This window comes from Streptomyces coelicoflavus, from assembly GCF_003112555.1.
Taxonomy (GTDB): domain Bacteria; phylum Actinomycetota; class Actinomycetes; order Streptomycetales; family Streptomycetaceae; genus Streptomyces; species Streptomyces coelicoflavus.
In genome coordinates this window covers 162,404-177,057 of the sequence record NZ_BEWB01000018.1, presented here as the reverse complement: position 1 = coordinate 177,057, position 14,654 = coordinate 162,404, and the positions used below count along the sequence as shown (strand labels likewise).

Sequence of the window (14,654 nt, the reverse complement as noted above, 5' to 3'; positions counted from 1 at the left end):
GAGTCCGACTTTATCAGAGATTCTGAGTCGGTATTTCCACCCTCCGGGGCGGCTCCGAACCACGAAGTGATCGGGTGCCCGTCCGAGCGGAGATGTAAACGTACTGGAGCGGGGCGCCCCGATGCAAATCGGGGCGCCCCGCTCCAGGTTGGCGCTGTCGGTGGTCCGACGGCCCGTCAGACCTCCACGACGACAGGCAGGATCATCGGCCGGCGCCGGTAGGTGTCCGAGACCCACTTGCCGAGGGTCCTGCGGATCAGTTGCTGCATCTGGTGCGGCTCGACGACACCGTCCTGGGCCGAGCGCTCCAGCGCTTCGGTGACCTTGGGGAGCACCGCGGCGAAGGCCGAGTCCTCGATGCCCGACCCGCGGGCCTGGACGTGCGGCCCACCGGTGATCTTGCCGGTGGAGGAGTCCATCACCACGAAGACCGAGATGATGCCCTCGTCGCCGAGGATCTTGCGGTCCTTGAGGGCCGGCTCGCCGACGTCGCCGACCGAGAGCCCGTCGACGTAGACGTACCCCGCCTGGACCTTGCCGGTGATCTTCGCCTTGCCCTCGACCAGGTCGACGACCACGCCGTCCTCGGCGATGACGATGCGGTCGTGCGGCACGCCGGTCAGGGCGCCCAGCTCGGCGTTGGCGCGCAGGTGGCGCCATTCGCCGTGGACCGGCATCAGGTTCTTCGGGCGGCAGATGTTGTAGAAGTACAGCAGCTCGCCGGCCGAGGCGTGGCCCGAGACGTGGACCTTGGCGTTGCCCTTGTGGACGACGTTGGCGCCCCAGCGGGTCAGGCCGTTGATCACGCGGTACACCGCGTTCTCGTTGCCCGGGATGAGGGACGAGGCCAGGATCACCGTGTCGCCGTTGACGATGCGGATCTGGTGGTCGCGGTTGGCCATGCGCGACAGGGCGGCCATCGGTTCGCCCTGGGAGCCCGTGCAGACCAGGACGACCTCGCTGTCGGGCAGGTCGTCGAGCGTCTTGACGTCGACCACCAGGCCCGGCGGGACCTTCAGGTAGCCGAGGTCTCTGGCGATGCCCATGTTGCGGACCATGGAGCGGCCGACGAAGGCGACCCGGCGGCCGTACTCGTGGGCGGCGTCCAGGATCTGCTGGATGCGGTGGACGTGGCTGGCGAAGCTCGCCACGATGATGCGCTTGCGGGCGCTGGCGAAGACCTGGCGCAGGACGTTCGAGATGTCCCGCTCGGGCGGGACGAAGCCCGGCACCTCGGCGTTGGTCGAGTCGGCGAGGAGCAGGTCGATGCCCTCCTCGCTGAGGCGCGCGAACGCGTGCAGGTCGGTGAGGCGGCCGTCCAGCGGAAGCTGGTCCATCTTGAAGTCGCCGGTGTGGACGACCATGCCCGCCGGGGTGCGGATGGCGACGGCCAGCGCGTCCGGGATGGAGTGGTTGACCGCGACGAACTCGCAGTCGAAGGGACCGACGCGTTCCCGGTGCCCCTCCGCCACCTCGAGGGTGTACGGCCGGATGCGGTGCTCCTGGAGCTTGGCCTCGATGAGCGCGAGGGTCAGCTTGGAGCCGATCAGCGGGATGTCCGGCTTCTCGCGGAGGAGGAAGGGGACGCCGCCGATGTGGTCCTCGTGGCCGTGGGTCAGGACGATGCCCTCGATGTCGTCGAGGCGGTCCCGGATGGACGTGAAGTCCGGCAGGATCAGGTCGATGCCGGGCTGCTCCTCCTCGGGGAAGAGCACGCCGCAGTCGACGATCAGCAGACGGCCGCCGTATTCGAAGACCGTCATGTTGCGGCCGATTTCGCCGAGGCCGCCCAGGGGGGTGACCCGCAGGCCGCCCTTCGGGAGCACCGGGGGCCGGCCCAGTTCAGGATGCGGATGACTCAAAAGACTCTCCTCACCACACGCGCCACGTACCGGTGGGCACGTGGCGCGCATGACGTTCGTGCAGAAGCAGTTGTCGTATGGGGTGCGGGCACCGGTGGCCCGCCTATTCAGTTGTGAAGTCCGTGCAGTCGTGCGGTGGTGCGAAGTCTGATGTCAGAGCTGTACCCCGCCGGCGGCAAGATCGATCTTGAGCTGCTCGGTTTCCTCGGGCGTGAGGCCGACCATGGGGGCGCGCAGCGGTCCCGCGGGCAGTCCCTGGAGGGCGAGCGCGCCCTTGGTGGTCATGACGCCCTGGGTGCGGAACATGCCGGTGAAGACGGGGAGCAGCTTCTGGTGGATCTCCAGTGCCTTCTGTACGTCACCGGCGACGTGCGCGTCCACCATGGCGCGCAGTTCCGGGGTGACGACGTGGCCGACGACGGAGACGAAGCCGACCGCGCCCACGGCGAGCAGCGGGAGGTTCAGCATGTCGTCGCCGGAGTACCAGGCGAGGCCGGAGTGCGCGATGGCCCAGCTGGCGCGGCCGAGGTCGCCCTTGGCGTCCTTGTTGGCGACGATCCGCGGGTGCTCCGCGAGACGGACCAGGGTCTCGGTGTTGATCGGGACGCCGCTGCGGCCGGGGATGTCGTAGAGCATGACGGGCAGCTCCGCGGCATCGGCGATGGCCGTGAAGTGCTGGTACAGGCCCTCTTGCGGGGGCTTGTTGTAGTACGGCGTGACGAGCAGCAGGCCGTGGGCGCCGACGCGCTCGGCGGCGCGGGCCAGCTCGATGCTGTGCTGGGTGTTGTTCGTGCCCACTCCGGCGACGACGTGTGCCCGGTCGCCGACGGCCTCCAGTACGGCTCGTACGAGGTCCGCTTTCTCCGCGTCGCTGGTGGTGGGGGACTCGCCGGTGGTGCCGTTGATGATCAGGCCGTCGTTGCCTGCGTCCACCAGGTGGGCGGCGAGCCGCTGGGCGCCGTCGAGGTCGAGTGCGCCGTCCGCCGTGAACGGCGTGACCATGGCGGTGAGGACCCGCCCGAAGGGGGTCTGCGGAGTGGAGGTCGGAGCCATGGGTTACACGCTACTCGTTGCTCAGGGCGGGGTCTGCCCTCGGGGGAGGCGGCCGGTCGGAACGGAAGTGGAGCCCGGCACTGCCTGCTCGGGGGTTCAAGCAGTGCCGGGTCCCTTTGATCAGGCTAGATGAACTTCTCCAAACGCCGCAATCCGGACACTTCGCATGGTTGATGCGTACATCTGTGCCCGGCCGGGCCGGCCAGGGGGCCGGACGCCTTACGGCGCCACGCGGCCGTTGGTGTTGAAGGCGGCGTGGGTGAGCGGCATGAGGCGGGCCCACTCCTCTTCCATCTTCTCGCCGACCATCTCGATCTCCCGCTGCGGGAACGAGGGCACCTTCGCCAGCTCGTGCTGGGTGCGCAGGCCCAGGAAGTGCATCAGCGAGCGGGCGTTGCAGGTGGCGTACATCGACGAGTACAGGCCGACGGGGAGCACCGCGCGGGCCACCTCGCGGGCGACGCCGGCGGCGAGCATCCTCTGGTACGTCGCGTAGGCCTGGCGGTAGGAGTCCTCCATCGCGCCGCCGACCAGCTCGTGCTGCTCCGGGGTGCCCTCGACGAAGACGTACTTGCCGGGGCGGCCCTGCTGGACCAGCTTGCGGGAGGCGTCCGGCACGTAGAAGACGGGCTGGAGCTCCCGGTAGCGGCCCGACTCCTCGTTGTAGGACCAGCCGACGCGGTGCCGCATGAACTCGCGGAAGACGAAGATCGGGGCGCTGACGAAGAAGGTCATCGAGTTGTGCTCGAACGGGCTGCCGTGCCGGTCCCGCATGAGGTAGTTGATCAGGCCCTTGGAACGCTCGGGGTCCTTCTTCAGTTCGTCCAGGGACTGCTCCCCGGCGGTCGAGACGCGGGCCGCGAACAGTACGTCGGAGTCGGTCGCGGCGCTCTTGACCAGCTCCACGGTGATGTCGCTGCGGAGGTCGATCTTGAAATCGTCGGCGGGGGTGTCGGTCACGGGTGGAGGGCCTTCCCATCTCGTCGCTTGGCGCCCATCGCGTCGCCTGGCGAGGCCACTCTACGGGCCGCCAAGTGGCGCCGAATCGGGCGTTCGATGCCGTGCCGCAATGAAGTCGGCGAAACAGGGCACCTGGAGGGGCATTCGTTCGTCTGTATGAGTAACAGCACTTCATTCCAGTCCCCGAAGGGAGACGCAGTCCCTATGATCCGCCGGCGTGAACCCGTGCCGTTCGCCTTCGTCGCCGAGGCCGACAGGTTCCGCAGCAATGTCACACCCCCGCCGCCCGAGCGGGCGTCCTTCGGCCAGCTGGCCGGACGCTGGCTCCTCGGCGTCACCGTCGTCGCCGGTCTGGTGGGCTCCCTGGTGATCGGGATGCCCGCTCTGTCGGCCGACCAGCCCTCCCCGCACAAGCAGCCGTCACAGGCGTCCGAGGGACGCTAGGAGCGCACGGGACGGCCGGTCGGACTCCGTCCGGACCCCCGAGGGTGGTGACGGCAGACACAGGTCGGTAGCCTCACCGGGCACAACACTTGCCATGGAACGAGTGAGGACCAGCCGTGCCCCTGCCCTTCCTGACGGCCGACCGCGCCTTTGACACGGCCGACGACGTCGCGCTGCCGTACGACGACCGCGACCTCTGGCGCCGGCCCTACCGGCCGGGGCCGTGGCGCGTGGGGACGGCGGCGCTGATGCTGCTGCTCGCCTCGTTCGTCCTGTTCGCGGCGGTCATCATCGCGGCGACCGGCGGGGTGTCCTCCGCCGGGGTGGTCTTCGGCGTCGCGGTCGTCGTCATCCTCTGCGCCCTGCGGATGCTGCGCATGGGCGCGTGGGTGAGCGCGCACGGGGTGCGTCAGGTGGGCTTCCTCACCACGCGCACGGTGGCCTGGCAGCAGGTGGCCAGTGTGCGCACGGTGCAGCAGCCGGTGCGCTGGCTCGGACTGCCGCGCACGGTGCAGGGGCAGGCTCTGCTGCTCGTCCGCAACGGCCGGTCCGCCGAGCCCATGGCCCCGCTGCTGACCACGCACAACTCCGACTTCCTCGCGCGCGACGGCGCCTTCAACCGGGCGGCCGACGCGGTGGAGGCGTGGGCCGCCGAGTACCGACGGGACTGACGCACCCGACAGTCGGGACGCCGGGGCCCGGACCGCACAGCTGCGGTCCGGGCCCCGGCGTCTGGCGTGCGGTCCGCTCAGGCGGCCTCGACGTGCTTGCCGTCGTGGAGGGCGATCGCCCGCTGCATCGCCTTGCGGGCGCGCGGGGTGTCGCGGGCGTCGTGGTAGGCGACGGCGAGGCGGAACCAGCTGCGCCAGTCGCCGGGGGCGTCCTCGGTCTCGGCCCTGCGCAGGGCGAAGACCGCGTCGGCCGACTCCCGGTCGACCCGGCCGCTGGGGGTGCGCTTCAGCTCGTCGACGGGCAGTCCGCCCTCGGCGTCCAGCTCGGCGGCGAGCTGGTTGGCCCTGCGGACGAACTGGGTGTTCTTCCACAGGAACCACAGGCCGATCACCGGCAGGATCAGCACCGCGACGCCGAAGGTGACGGTGAGCAGGGTGCCGGTCTTGATGAGCAGCACGCCGCGGCTGCCGACCAGGAGGAAGTAGAAGACCAGGACGGCGGCCGTGACGAGGTAGGTGATCTTCGCGCGCATCAGGGTGAGGGCCTCAGTTCAGGTCCAGGAAGTGTTCCAGGCCGAAGGTGAGGCCCGGGGTGGTGACCACCCGGCGGGCGCCCAGCAGGATGCCCGGCATGAAGCTGCTGTGGTGCAGGGAGTCGTGCCGGACGGTGAGGGTCTCGCCCTCGCCGCCCAGCAGGACCTCCTGGTGGGCGAGCAGTCCGCGCAGCCGGATCGCGTGGACCGGGACCCCGTCCACGTCCGCGCCGCGGGCGCCGTCCAGGGCGGTGGCAGTGGCGTCGGGCGCCGGTGCGGAGCCTGCCTTCTGCCGGGCCGCAGCGATCAGCTGGGCGGTGCGGGTGGCGGTGCCGCTGGGGGCGTCCACCTTGTTCGGGTGGTGCAGCTCGACGACCTCGACGGACTCGAAGTACGGGGCGGCGATCTGCGCGAACCTCATGGTCAGCACGGCGCCGATGGAGAAGTTCGGCGCGATGAGCACGCCGGTCTCCGGGGAGGCGTCGAGCCACGCGTTGAGCTGCGCGAGGCGCTCGTCGGTCCAGCCGGTGGTGCCGACGACGGCGTGGATGCCGTGGCGCAGGCAGTAGTCGAGGTTGTCCATCACCGAGGCGGGGGTGGTCAGCTCGACGGCGACCTGGGCGCCGTTCTCGGCCAGCGCCTCCAGACTGTCGCCCCGGCCGAGGGCGGCGACCAGCTCCATGTCCTCGGCGGCCTCGACCGCCCGGACCGCCTCGGAGCCGATCCGGCCCTTGGCACCGAGGACGGCCACGCGCAGCTTGCTCATGTCACATGCTTCCTTCTCGAACGTTTCGCGACGGAACCGTCAGGCGACGGCGTCGTGCAGCCGGGCCGCCTGCTTGTCCTTGAGCGGGCCGATGACCGACAGGGACGGCCGGCGGCCCAGGACGTCGCGGGCGACGGCACGGACGTCGTCCGGCGTGACCGAGGCTATCCGGGCCAGCATGTCGTCGACCGACATCTGCTCGCCCCAGCACAGCTCGCTCTTGCCGATACGGTTCATCAGCGCGCCCGTGTCCTCGAGGCCGAGGACCGTGGAGCCCTGGAGCTGGCCGACGGCGCGGCCGATCTCGTCGTCCGTGAGGCCGTGCTCGGCGACGTGGTCCAGCTCGTCGCGGCAGATCTTGAGCACGTCGTGCACCTGGGAGGGCCGGCAGCCCGCGTACACGCCGAACAGGCCGCAGTCGGCGAACCCGGACGTGTACGAGTACACGCTGTACGCCAGCCCGCGCTTCTCCCGGACCTCCTGGAACAGGCGCGAGGACATGCCGCCGCCGAGGGCGGTGTTGAGCACGCCCATCGCCCAACGGCGCTCGTCGGTGCGGGCCAGGCCCGGCATGCCGAGGATGACGTGCGCCTGCTCGGTCTTGCGGCCGATGAGCTCGACGCGGCCGGCGGCACGGACGGTGCGCCGTCCCTCGCGCGGGGCGAGCGGTTCGGCCCCCGGGTTCCTGAAGGCGCCGGCCTTCTCGAAGGCGGCGCGGACCTGGCGTACGACCTTGTTGTGGTCGACGTTGCCGGCCGCGGCGACCACGAGGTGGGTGGGGTCGTAGTGCTTCTTGTAGAAGCGGCGGATGCGGTCGGCGGTGAGGGCGTTGACCGTGTCGACGGTGCCGAGGACGGGGCGGCCCAGCGCGTTGTCGCCGAACATGGTGTGCGCGAAGAGATCGTGCACGCAGTCGCCGGGGTCGTCCTCGGTCATCGCGATCTCCTCGAGGATCGCGCCGCGCTCGACGTCGACGTCCTCCTCCTGGATCAGCGAGCCGGTCAGCATGTCGCAGACGACGTCGATGGCGAGCGGCAGGTCGGTGTCGAGCACGCGCGCGTAGTAGCACGTGTACTCCTTCGCCGTGAAGGCGTTCATCTCGCCGCCGACCGCGTCGATGGCGGCGGAGATGTCCAGGGCACTGCGCTTGCGGGTGCCCTTGAAGAGCAGGTGCTCCAGGTAGTGGGTGGCGCCGTTCAGGGCCGGGGTCTCGTCGCGGGAGCCGACGTGCGCCCAGATGCCGAAGGTCGCCGAGCGGACCGAGGGGAGCGTCTCGGTGACGATGCGCAGGCCGCCGGGGAGGGTGGTCTTGCGGACCGTGCCGATGCCGTTCTCCCCCTTGATCAGGGTTTGGGTACGGGCGACGGCCCGCGCCTCCGAGGAGGTGCGGGCCGTCGCCTTGGCGCTACGGGACGTCACTTGTCGGCGTCGTCCTTCTTGTCGTCGCCCTCTTCGCCCTCGATGACGGGGATGAGGGAGAGCTTGCCGCGGGAGTCGATCTCGGCGATCTCGACCTGGACCTTCTGGCCCACACCGAGGACGTCCTCGACGTTCTCCACGCGCTTGCCGCCGGCCAGCTTGCGGATCTGCGAGATGTGCAGCAGACCGTCCTTGCCGGGCAGCAGCGAGACGAACGCGCCGAAGGTGGTCGTCTTGACGACCGTGCCCAGGTAGCGCTCGCCGACCTCGGGCATGGTCGGGTTGGCGATGCCGTTGATCGTGGCGCGGGCGGCCTCGGCCTGCGAGCCCTGGGCGGCACCGATGTAGATGGTGCCGTCGTCCTCGATCGTGATGTCGGCGCCCGTGTCCTCCTGGATCTGGTTGATCATCTTGCCCTTGGGGCCGATGACCTCACCGATCTTGTCGACGGGGATCTTCACGGTGATGATCCGCGGCGCGTTCGGGGACATCTCGTCCGGCGTGTCGATCGCTTCCATCATCACGTCGAGGATGTGGAGGCGGGCGTCACGGGCCTGCTTGAGGGCGGCGGCCAGGACGGAGGCGGGGATGCCGTCCAGCTTGGTGTCGAGCTGGAGGGCGGTCACGAACTCCTTGGTGCCGGCGACCTTGAAGTCCATGTCGCCGAAGGCGTCCTCCGCACCGAGGATGTCGGTGAGGGCGACGTAGTGCGTCTCGCCGTTGCTCTCCTGGGAGATCAGGCCCATGGCGATACCGGCGACGGGGGCCTTGAGCGGCACACCGGCGTTCAGCAGCGACATGGTGGAGGCGCAGACCGAGCCCATGGACGTCGAGCCGTTGGAGCCGAGGGCCTCGGACACCTGGCGGATCGCGTAGGGGAACTCCTCGCGCGTCGGCAGCACCGGCACGATGGCGCGCTCGGCGAGGGCGCCGTGGCCGATCTCGCGGCGCTTCGGGGAGCCGACGCGGCCGGTCTCGCCGACGGAGTAGGGCGGGAAGTTGTAGTTGTGCATGTAGCGCTTGCGGGTCACCGGGGAGAGGGTGTCCAGCTGCTGCTCCATGCGGAGCATGTTCAGGGTGGTGACGCCCAGGATCTGGGTCTCACCGCGCTCGAACAGCGCCGAGCCGTGCACGCGCGGGATGGCCTCGACCTCGGCGGCCAGGGTGCGGATGTCGGTGACACCGCGGCCGTCGATGCGCTTCTTCTCCTTGATGACGCGCTCGCGGACCAGGGACTTGGTCAGCGCGCGGTACGCGGCGGAGATCTCCTTCTCGCGGCCCTCGAACTCCGGCAGGAGCTTCTCGGCGGCGATGCCCTTGACGCGGTCCAGCTCGGCCTCGCGCTCCTGCTTGCCGGCGATGGTGAGCGCCTGCGCCAGCTCGGGGCGGACGGCGCCGGTCAGCGCCTCCAGGACGTCGTCCTGGTAGTCGAGGAAGATCGGGAACTCGCCGGTCGGCTTGGCGGCCTTGGCGGCGAGGTCGGCCTGGGCGCGGCAGAGCACCTTGATGAAGGGCTTCGCGGCCTCGAGACCGGCGGCGACGACCTCCTCGGTCGGCGCCTCGGCGCCGCCCTCGACCAGCTTGACGGTCTTCTCGGTGGCCTCGGCCTCGACCATCATGATCGCGACGTCGCCGTCCTCCAGGGCGCGGCCCGCGACGACCATGTCGAAGACGGCGTCCTCGAGCTCGGTGTGCGTCGGGAAGGCCACCCACTGGCCGCTGATCAGCGCGACGCGGACGCCGCCGATCGGGCCGGAGAAGGGCAGGCCGGCCAGCTGCGTGGACGCGGAGGCGGCGTTGATCGCCACGACGTCGTACAGGTGGTCGGGGTTGAGGGCCATGATCGTCGCGACGACCTGGATCTCGTTGCGCAGGCCCTTCTTGAAGGAGGGGCGCAGCGGGCGGTCGATCAGGCGGCAGGTGAGGATCGCGTCCTCGGAGGGCCGGCCCTCACGGCGGAAGAAGCTGCCGGGGATCTTGCCGGCGGCGTACATCCGCTCCTCGACGTCCACCGTGAGCGGGAAGAAGTCGAGCTGGTCCTTCGGGTTCTTCGAGGCGCTGGTGGCCGACAGCACCATGGTGTCGTCGTCCAGGTACGCCACGGCGGAACCGGCGGCCTGACGGGCCAGACGGCCCGTCTCGAAGCGGATGGTGCGGGTGCCGAACGCGCCGTTGTCGATCACGGCTTCGGCGTAGTGGGTCTCGTTCTCCACTAGTGATTTCTCCGATACTTGTCGTCTTTTGTCCCGCCCCGCCCGTGTGGCGGGGGGAACGGTGCCGGAGAAGCGTTCCGTGCAATGCGGGCCGGTCTTCGATCGAAGCACCCGGGGATCTGCCCCCGGGGGCCACTACCGAGGACCGGCGGCGGCGTGAGGTCCGCTTCTCCTTGGTTCGTTCGTCTCGTTCGTACTCGTTCGCACGCGTTCGTGCGTCGTACCGACGCGTCGTGCTGGTGCGTCGTGCGTCCTGTGTTCTGTGTTCTGTGTTCTGTTACCACACTACAAAGAGGCGGCGACAGTGCGCACGTACAGCAAAGGGAGCGGCCCCCGAACGATGGGAACCGCTCCCTTCACGGCGTCCTAGCGGGCGCCCGCCGCACCGCGGCGGATGCCGAGGCGCTCGACCAGCGCACGGAAGCGCTGGATGTCCTTCTTGGCGAGGTACTGCAGCAGGCGGCGACGCTGGCCGACCAGGATGAGCAGACCACGACGGGAGTGGTGGTCGTGCTTGTGGGTCTTGAGGTGCTCGGTCAGGTCGGAGATCCGACGGGACAGCAGAGCGACCTGGACCTCGGGGGAGCCAGTGTCGCCCTCCTTGGTACCGAACTCGGTGATGATCTGCTTCTTCACTGCGGCGTCGAGCGACACGCGTACTCCTCTGGGTCTGTGACTGGCCACCGAGTGCCCCCGGTCTACGTCTCGGGGGATCTTCCGTAACTCGGAAGGCGGGGATCCGCCGGGCGCGACCTCCAGGGCTCGGGGCTCCGGGGGCGCGTACACAAGCGGCCGTCACACAGGGTACCAGTCGGGAGACGCGCCACTTACCCGGCGCTTTCGATGCCCACTGCGACCTGGTCGGTCCCACCGACCTCGCCCTCGTTGTACGGGCCCACGACGGTGCGCGCGGCGAAGAATACGCGCCCGTGCTCGTACACGATGTCGTTGTGCGCCGGATCGTCCAGTGCGCTGACCTCCGCTCCCCCGGCGAACAGGAGCAACAGGGTCTCCTCGCCGGACTCGGGGTCCAGGGCGACGATCGCGTCGGGGCGGCCCAGGCCCCGGCCCGGGCGGTAGGCGATCAGATGGTCCCCGCTCATCTTCAGGGGGTGCATCTCGCCGCCGGCGGGAGCGTCGAACTTCTCGTCGCTCCGGCCGGTGGCCAGGTCGTAGGAGACGATGTGGTCCTCCTCCGAGAGATACAACTGCCTGTCGCCGACGACGATCGCGTCGCAGCTCTCGACCACGGCGCTGAAGGTCCGGTCGCAGTCGAGGACCTGGTGGTCGCGGTTCAGGCGGATGGTCGCGCGGCGCTTGCCCCGCTCGTCGAGGGAGATCAGGTCGGTGACGACGACGTCGCCCGCAGCCACGGCGACGACGGCCGGTGAGCTGGAGACCAGGTAGACGCCTTGGACGCCCCGGGCGACCCGGTACGTCCACTCGGCGTCGCCCGTGCGCGGGTCGATCTTCTGCACGCGGTAGGCGGGATCGGCCGAGTCGCCGCAGGAGAGGAGGGCGAGAAGGTCGCGGCCACCGGCGAAGCCCTCGTCGGTGCACGCCGACGGATCGGTGTCCGCCCACAGCCTCTTTCCACCGGTCAGCTCGTACGCCGCCGAGCCCTGGCCCCAGGCGGTGACGACGGTGCCGTCCGTCATCGTCACGTTGACGGCCAGGGAGGAGCCGGCGCCGGCCAGCTTCGTGTCCCACATCTTCTTGCCGGTGTCGATGTCGAACACCGCGAGCCGGTCGCAGACGCGGGTGAGCGGGTCGGAGTCCGGCCCGCCGCCCGAGTCTTCGCCTTCCCCTTCGCCTTCGCCTTCGTCTTCGCCGTCGCCGGCGCCGGCGTAAGCGATGGCGGTACGGCCGTCCACGCTGACGTGCCGGGTCACCGCGCAGAGCGGGCCGGGGAGGGTGAGATGCCAGGCGGTCTCCGACGCTTCGGAGCCGCCGAGCCGGAAGCCCTTGATCTCGTTGCCGAAGCTCTTGGCGAAGACCTTGTCCGTGGCCCAGGTGCCCATCGCCGAGACGTTCCGTCCGACGGTACGGAGGGTCTCCTCGTACGACACGGCCGCGGTGCCCTCCACGGACGGCGGCCGGGTCTCCACGGTCTCCCTGATGTCGTCCGGGGCCTGATGGGCGGCCACCGGACGTCCGTCGGGCGCGGAGTCCCCGTCGGCCCCTCCCGTACCGAATGCCCACAGCCCGGCCGCCAGGGCCACGAGCGCGACCGCCGCGACCGCACCGACGGCCGCCCTCCGGCGCCCGGAGCGCGGCGGTGGACCGGGGCGGGTGTCCTGCGCGGGCGCGTTGTAGGGGGTGGGCGGGGGCCCGAAGCTCACAGTGGACGCCTTCCGAACAAGAGAGTCGATGTCTCGAGGAGTCGAGATGTCAAGAAGTCGACGGCATCGTCACTCCCTGCCTGGTGAGACGTGCGCGAACCGCGAGGCACGAAGGTGGGCAGCAAGTAGGGTAGCCGCACAGTTCGTTGGCACAGCAGGGAGGACCGGAGCCACGATGGCCGATGCCGAGGACAAGGAACTCCGAGCACGCAAGGACCGGGAGCGGGACGAGCTCTACGCCCTCGACATCTCCGGCGTCGAATGGCACAGCGCGCCCGGCACCGAGGCTCATGAGGAGCGGGTCGAGATCGCCTACCTCCCGGAAGGCGCCGTCGCCATGCGGTCGTCCCTCGACCCGGACACCGTGCTGCGGTACACGGAGGCTGAGTGGCGGGCCTTCGTACTCGGCGCGCGGGACGGGGAGTTCGACCTGGAGCCGGCGCCCCAGGACAGCGGGAACGACACCGAGTGACACTTTGGTCGGGCGGCAAGCCGATGCCGCCCGTTCGTCGTACCGTCTCGCCGGGCGCCCCAGGGGGTGTCCGGCTTTTCTGGCTCCTTGCTCCTCGGCCCACTCGTCCCTGACCCCGGCCTGTCCCTCCGGTCCCCACGCGTGGCGCCGCGCGGGCGCCGTCCTCAGTCGCTCGTCATCGACCGTGCCGAGGCGTAGACGTCGAAGACCGCGAGGGCCAGGGGAATCAAGGTGAGGAGAACGAAGACCTCGGCGATCTCCATGAAGCGCCCCCAGAAGGGCGTCACACCGCGACGAGGAGTGATCAGACCGATCGCGGTGACCAGAGCCACGGCCACCCCCACCGCCGCGACCAGCCACACGCTGCGCATGTCGAGGGCCGCGGTGTCACCCTTGAGAGCGTCGTGCCAGTACTCCGTCGGCGGGTTCATGGCCAGTCCCAGGCCGAGGGCGACCAGGCACATGAGGCCGGCGGCCAGCGTGGCGGCGACCTGGGTGGTGTAGCGGAACAACTGCGCCCGCATCGCCATCGCGATGCCCGTGGCGAGCGTCAGCAGTTGCGCCGACACGTTGCCCGTGAAGCCGAGGACGATCGACGCGCCCACGGAGACCAGCGAGCAGCCGCCGACCAGCCCCGCGAGAAGCTCGTGTCCGCGACGGGCCTGGGCCGCCACGCGTTCGGCGTCCACGGGCTCCGGCACACCGGCCTCGTCCGGCGCGTAGGAGCCGCGCGGTTGATTGGGCGGTTCGTAGCCGAGGGGGAGCCTCGCGAAGCGCACGGACAGACCCGGCAGGAACGCCAGCGCGCACACCGAGAGGACCGCGCAGACCGCGGCTGTCTCCATCGGCTGCAGGTGCGTCAGCATCGCCACGAACGTCGCGAGCAGACCGATCGCGGAGGAGAAGACGAACGCGACGAAGGCGCTGTCGCCACTCGGTGACACCAGGGTGAGCACGACGGAGGCGACCAGGACCGCCGCGCACGCCAGGAGGAACTGGAGCCTCCCGATGCCGTGCCCCTCGGCGAGCGGGACCAGTCCGGAGCCGGCCACAGCCACGTTCGCGAGTCCACCCAGGCCGAGGGCCAGAGCGGAACCTCGGTCCCGGTAGATGCGCGCTCGGACGCAGGCGAAGATGACGAGCAGGACTCCGGCAACGGCGGCGAGGATGCCCTGGAGACCGTGCATGTCATGGCGGACCTGGGAACTCCAGGCCACGAACGCCAGCAGCACCGGGAAGACTCCCGCCGCGGCCAGACACGCCGCGCGGGTGAGCGCGCCGTCCCACAGCGTGCGGTCGTGGACGACGGCCGACGCGACCGCCTCCGACACGTCGTCGAACACGGCCGGGGGCAGCGAGTCGGCGAACGGACGCAGAGTGAGCAGCTCGCCGTCCAGGATGCGCTGCGCCGCGAAGGAGCGGGCGCTGTCGAGGACGGTGCCGTCACGGCGTACGAGGTGATACCCGACGGGCGCGCCCTCGGCGGGGCTCTGCCGGGAGAACCGCAGGATCTCGGGGTAGAGGTCGGCGACCGGCACGTCGTCGGGCAGGGCCACGTCGATACGGCTGTCGGGGGCCACGATCGTGACTCGGCAGAAGCCGAGTCCCGAGCCCGCTGCGGCAGCGCTTCCGGCACCGGTGCGTGTTCCGCCCGTCGCACCGGTCGGCGCGGAGGCCGTCATGCTCACCCGTTGTCCCCCTCATAGGTGATGTCGGCAAGGTGCGGCGCCGACGCCCCGCCTCTTGGCAACGATCCTGCTCGGTTGTTCCGTCGCCCCCTTCACCGCTGCGGGGCTCGGGGGCCGCTCGTACGCGGCGTTGCTCTCCCTGCGGGATTCACTTCTCTCCGGGCAGGTTCGCAACTGCTCACGCGTCGCACAGGCACCCTACCGCCCACTGTTGTCCGTGTGTGTCAGTAG

13 protein-coding genes are annotated in these 14,654 nt (G+C 70.1%); 3 read left to right on the top strand and 10 right to left on the bottom strand.

The genetic code is table 11. The features are described 5' to 3' along the window. Positions 1–176: 176 nt before the first annotated feature. The 3 genes from Sco07f_RS35410 to thyX all read right to left on the bottom strand — a co-directional run bounded on the left by Sco07f_RS35410 (position 177) and on the right by thyX (position 3,875). Positions 177–1,862 (bottom strand): ribonuclease J, encoded by a 1,686-nt coding sequence (locus tag Sco07f_RS35410; protein ID WP_007387861.1) that lies wholly within the window; start codon positions 1,860–1,862, stop codon positions 177–179. Positions 1,863–2,015: 153 nt separating this feature from the next. Next, positions 2,016–2,915 carry a 4-hydroxy-tetrahydrodipicolinate synthase gene (gene dapA, locus Sco07f_RS35405; protein WP_007387860.1) on the bottom strand — a complete coding sequence of 300 codons (900 nt, stop codon included), beginning with the start codon at positions 2,913–2,915 and terminating at the stop codon, positions 2,016–2,018. A 219-nt stretch (positions 2,916–3,134) separates the two neighbouring features. Further along, positions 3,135–3,875, bottom strand: a complete 741-nt coding sequence (gene thyX, locus Sco07f_RS35400; protein WP_087789362.1) for an FAD-dependent thymidylate synthase — start codon at positions 3,873–3,875, stop codon at positions 3,135–3,137. Positions 3,876–4,079: 204 nt separating this feature from the next. On the opposite strand from thyX, the gene Sco07f_RS35395 reads away from it, so the two are divergent. Beyond that, entirely contained in the window at positions 4,080–4,319 is a 240-nt protein-coding gene (locus Sco07f_RS35395) for a hypothetical protein (RefSeq protein ID WP_007387840.1), read from the top strand. Between the two features lie 116 nt (positions 4,320–4,435). Beyond that, positions 4,436–4,990, top strand: a complete 555-nt coding sequence (locus Sco07f_RS35390) for an SCO5741 family PH domain-containing membrane protein (protein ID WP_007387839.1) — start codon at positions 4,436–4,438, stop codon at positions 4,988–4,990. Positions 4,991–5,067: 77 nt separating this feature from the next. Here the strand turns inward: Sco07f_RS35390 and Sco07f_RS35385 are convergent, their stop codons facing one another. From Sco07f_RS35385 to Sco07f_RS35360, 6 genes are all read right to left on the bottom strand, one after another. Continuing rightward, positions 5,068–5,523, bottom strand: coding sequence for a tetratricopeptide repeat protein (locus Sco07f_RS35385; protein WP_003973287.1), 456 nt, complete (start codon positions 5,521–5,523; stop codon positions 5,068–5,070). A 13-nt stretch (positions 5,524–5,536) separates the two neighbouring features. Then, positions 5,537–6,289: a 4-hydroxy-tetrahydrodipicolinate reductase gene (dapB, locus tag Sco07f_RS35380; RefSeq protein WP_007387858.1), complete on the bottom strand. Its 753-nt coding sequence runs from the start codon at positions 6,287–6,289 to the stop codon at positions 5,537–5,539. A 39-nt stretch (positions 6,290–6,328) separates the two neighbouring features. Beyond that, complete coding sequence (locus Sco07f_RS35375) at positions 6,329–7,708, bottom strand: M16 family metallopeptidase (RefSeq protein ID WP_007387857.1); 1,380 nt, start codon at positions 7,706–7,708, stop codon at positions 6,329–6,331. Then, a complete protein-coding gene (locus Sco07f_RS35370; protein WP_054100886.1) occupies positions 7,705–9,921 on the bottom strand; it encodes a polyribonucleotide nucleotidyltransferase in 2,217 nt (738 codons plus the stop codon). Before Sco07f_RS35370 ends, Sco07f_RS35375 begins: the two co-directional genes overlap by 4 nt. Positions 9,922–10,287: 366 nt before the next feature. After that, the gene (gene rpsO / locus Sco07f_RS35365) at positions 10,288–10,575 is read right to left on the bottom strand and encodes a 30S ribosomal protein S15 (RefSeq protein ID WP_003973291.1); all 288 of its coding nucleotides are present in this window, start codon (positions 10,573–10,575) and stop codon (positions 10,288–10,290) included. Positions 10,576–10,748: 173 nt separating this feature from the next. Then, a complete protein-coding gene (locus Sco07f_RS35360) occupies positions 10,749–12,263 on the bottom strand; it encodes an outer membrane protein assembly factor BamB family protein (RefSeq protein ID WP_108990289.1) in 1,515 nt (504 codons plus the stop codon). Between the two features lie 175 nt (positions 12,264–12,438). On the opposite strand from Sco07f_RS35360, the gene Sco07f_RS35355 reads away from it, so the two are divergent. Next, positions 12,439–12,735, top strand: coding sequence for a DUF397 domain-containing protein (locus tag Sco07f_RS35355; RefSeq protein WP_108990288.1), 297 nt, complete (start codon positions 12,439–12,441; stop codon positions 12,733–12,735). Between the two features lie 164 nt (positions 12,736–12,899). On the opposite strand, the gene eccD is transcribed toward Sco07f_RS35355, so the two are convergent. Continuing rightward, the gene (gene eccD, locus Sco07f_RS35350) at positions 12,900–14,417 is read right to left on the bottom strand and encodes a type VII secretion integral membrane protein EccD (protein ID WP_108990295.1); all 1,518 of its coding nucleotides are present in this window, start codon (positions 14,415–14,417) and stop codon (positions 12,900–12,902) included. Between the last annotated feature and the right edge of the window lie 237 nt (positions 14,418–14,654).

Coding starts and splice junctions, on each gene's coding strand:
- eccD (WP_108990295.1), bottom strand. CDS start 14,417: ATGACGGCCTCCGCGCCGACCGGTGCGACGGGCGGAACACGCACCGGT.
- Sco07f_RS35395 (WP_007387840.1), top strand. CDS start 4,080: ATGATCCGCCGGCGTGAACCCGTGCCGTTCGCCTTCGTCGCCGAGGCC.
- dapB (WP_007387858.1), bottom strand. CDS start 6,289: ATGAGCAAGCTGCGCGTGGCCGTCCTCGGTGCCAAGGGCCGGATCGGC.
- Sco07f_RS35355 (WP_108990288.1), top strand. CDS start 12,439: ATGGCCGATGCCGAGGACAAGGAACTCCGAGCACGCAAGGACCGGGAG.
- Sco07f_RS35385 (WP_003973287.1), bottom strand. CDS start 5,523: ATGCGCGCGAAGATCACCTACCTCGTCACGGCCGCCGTCCTGGTCTTC.
- dapA (WP_007387860.1), bottom strand. CDS start 2,915: ATGGCTCCGACCTCCACTCCGCAGACCCCCTTCGGGCGGGTCCTCACC.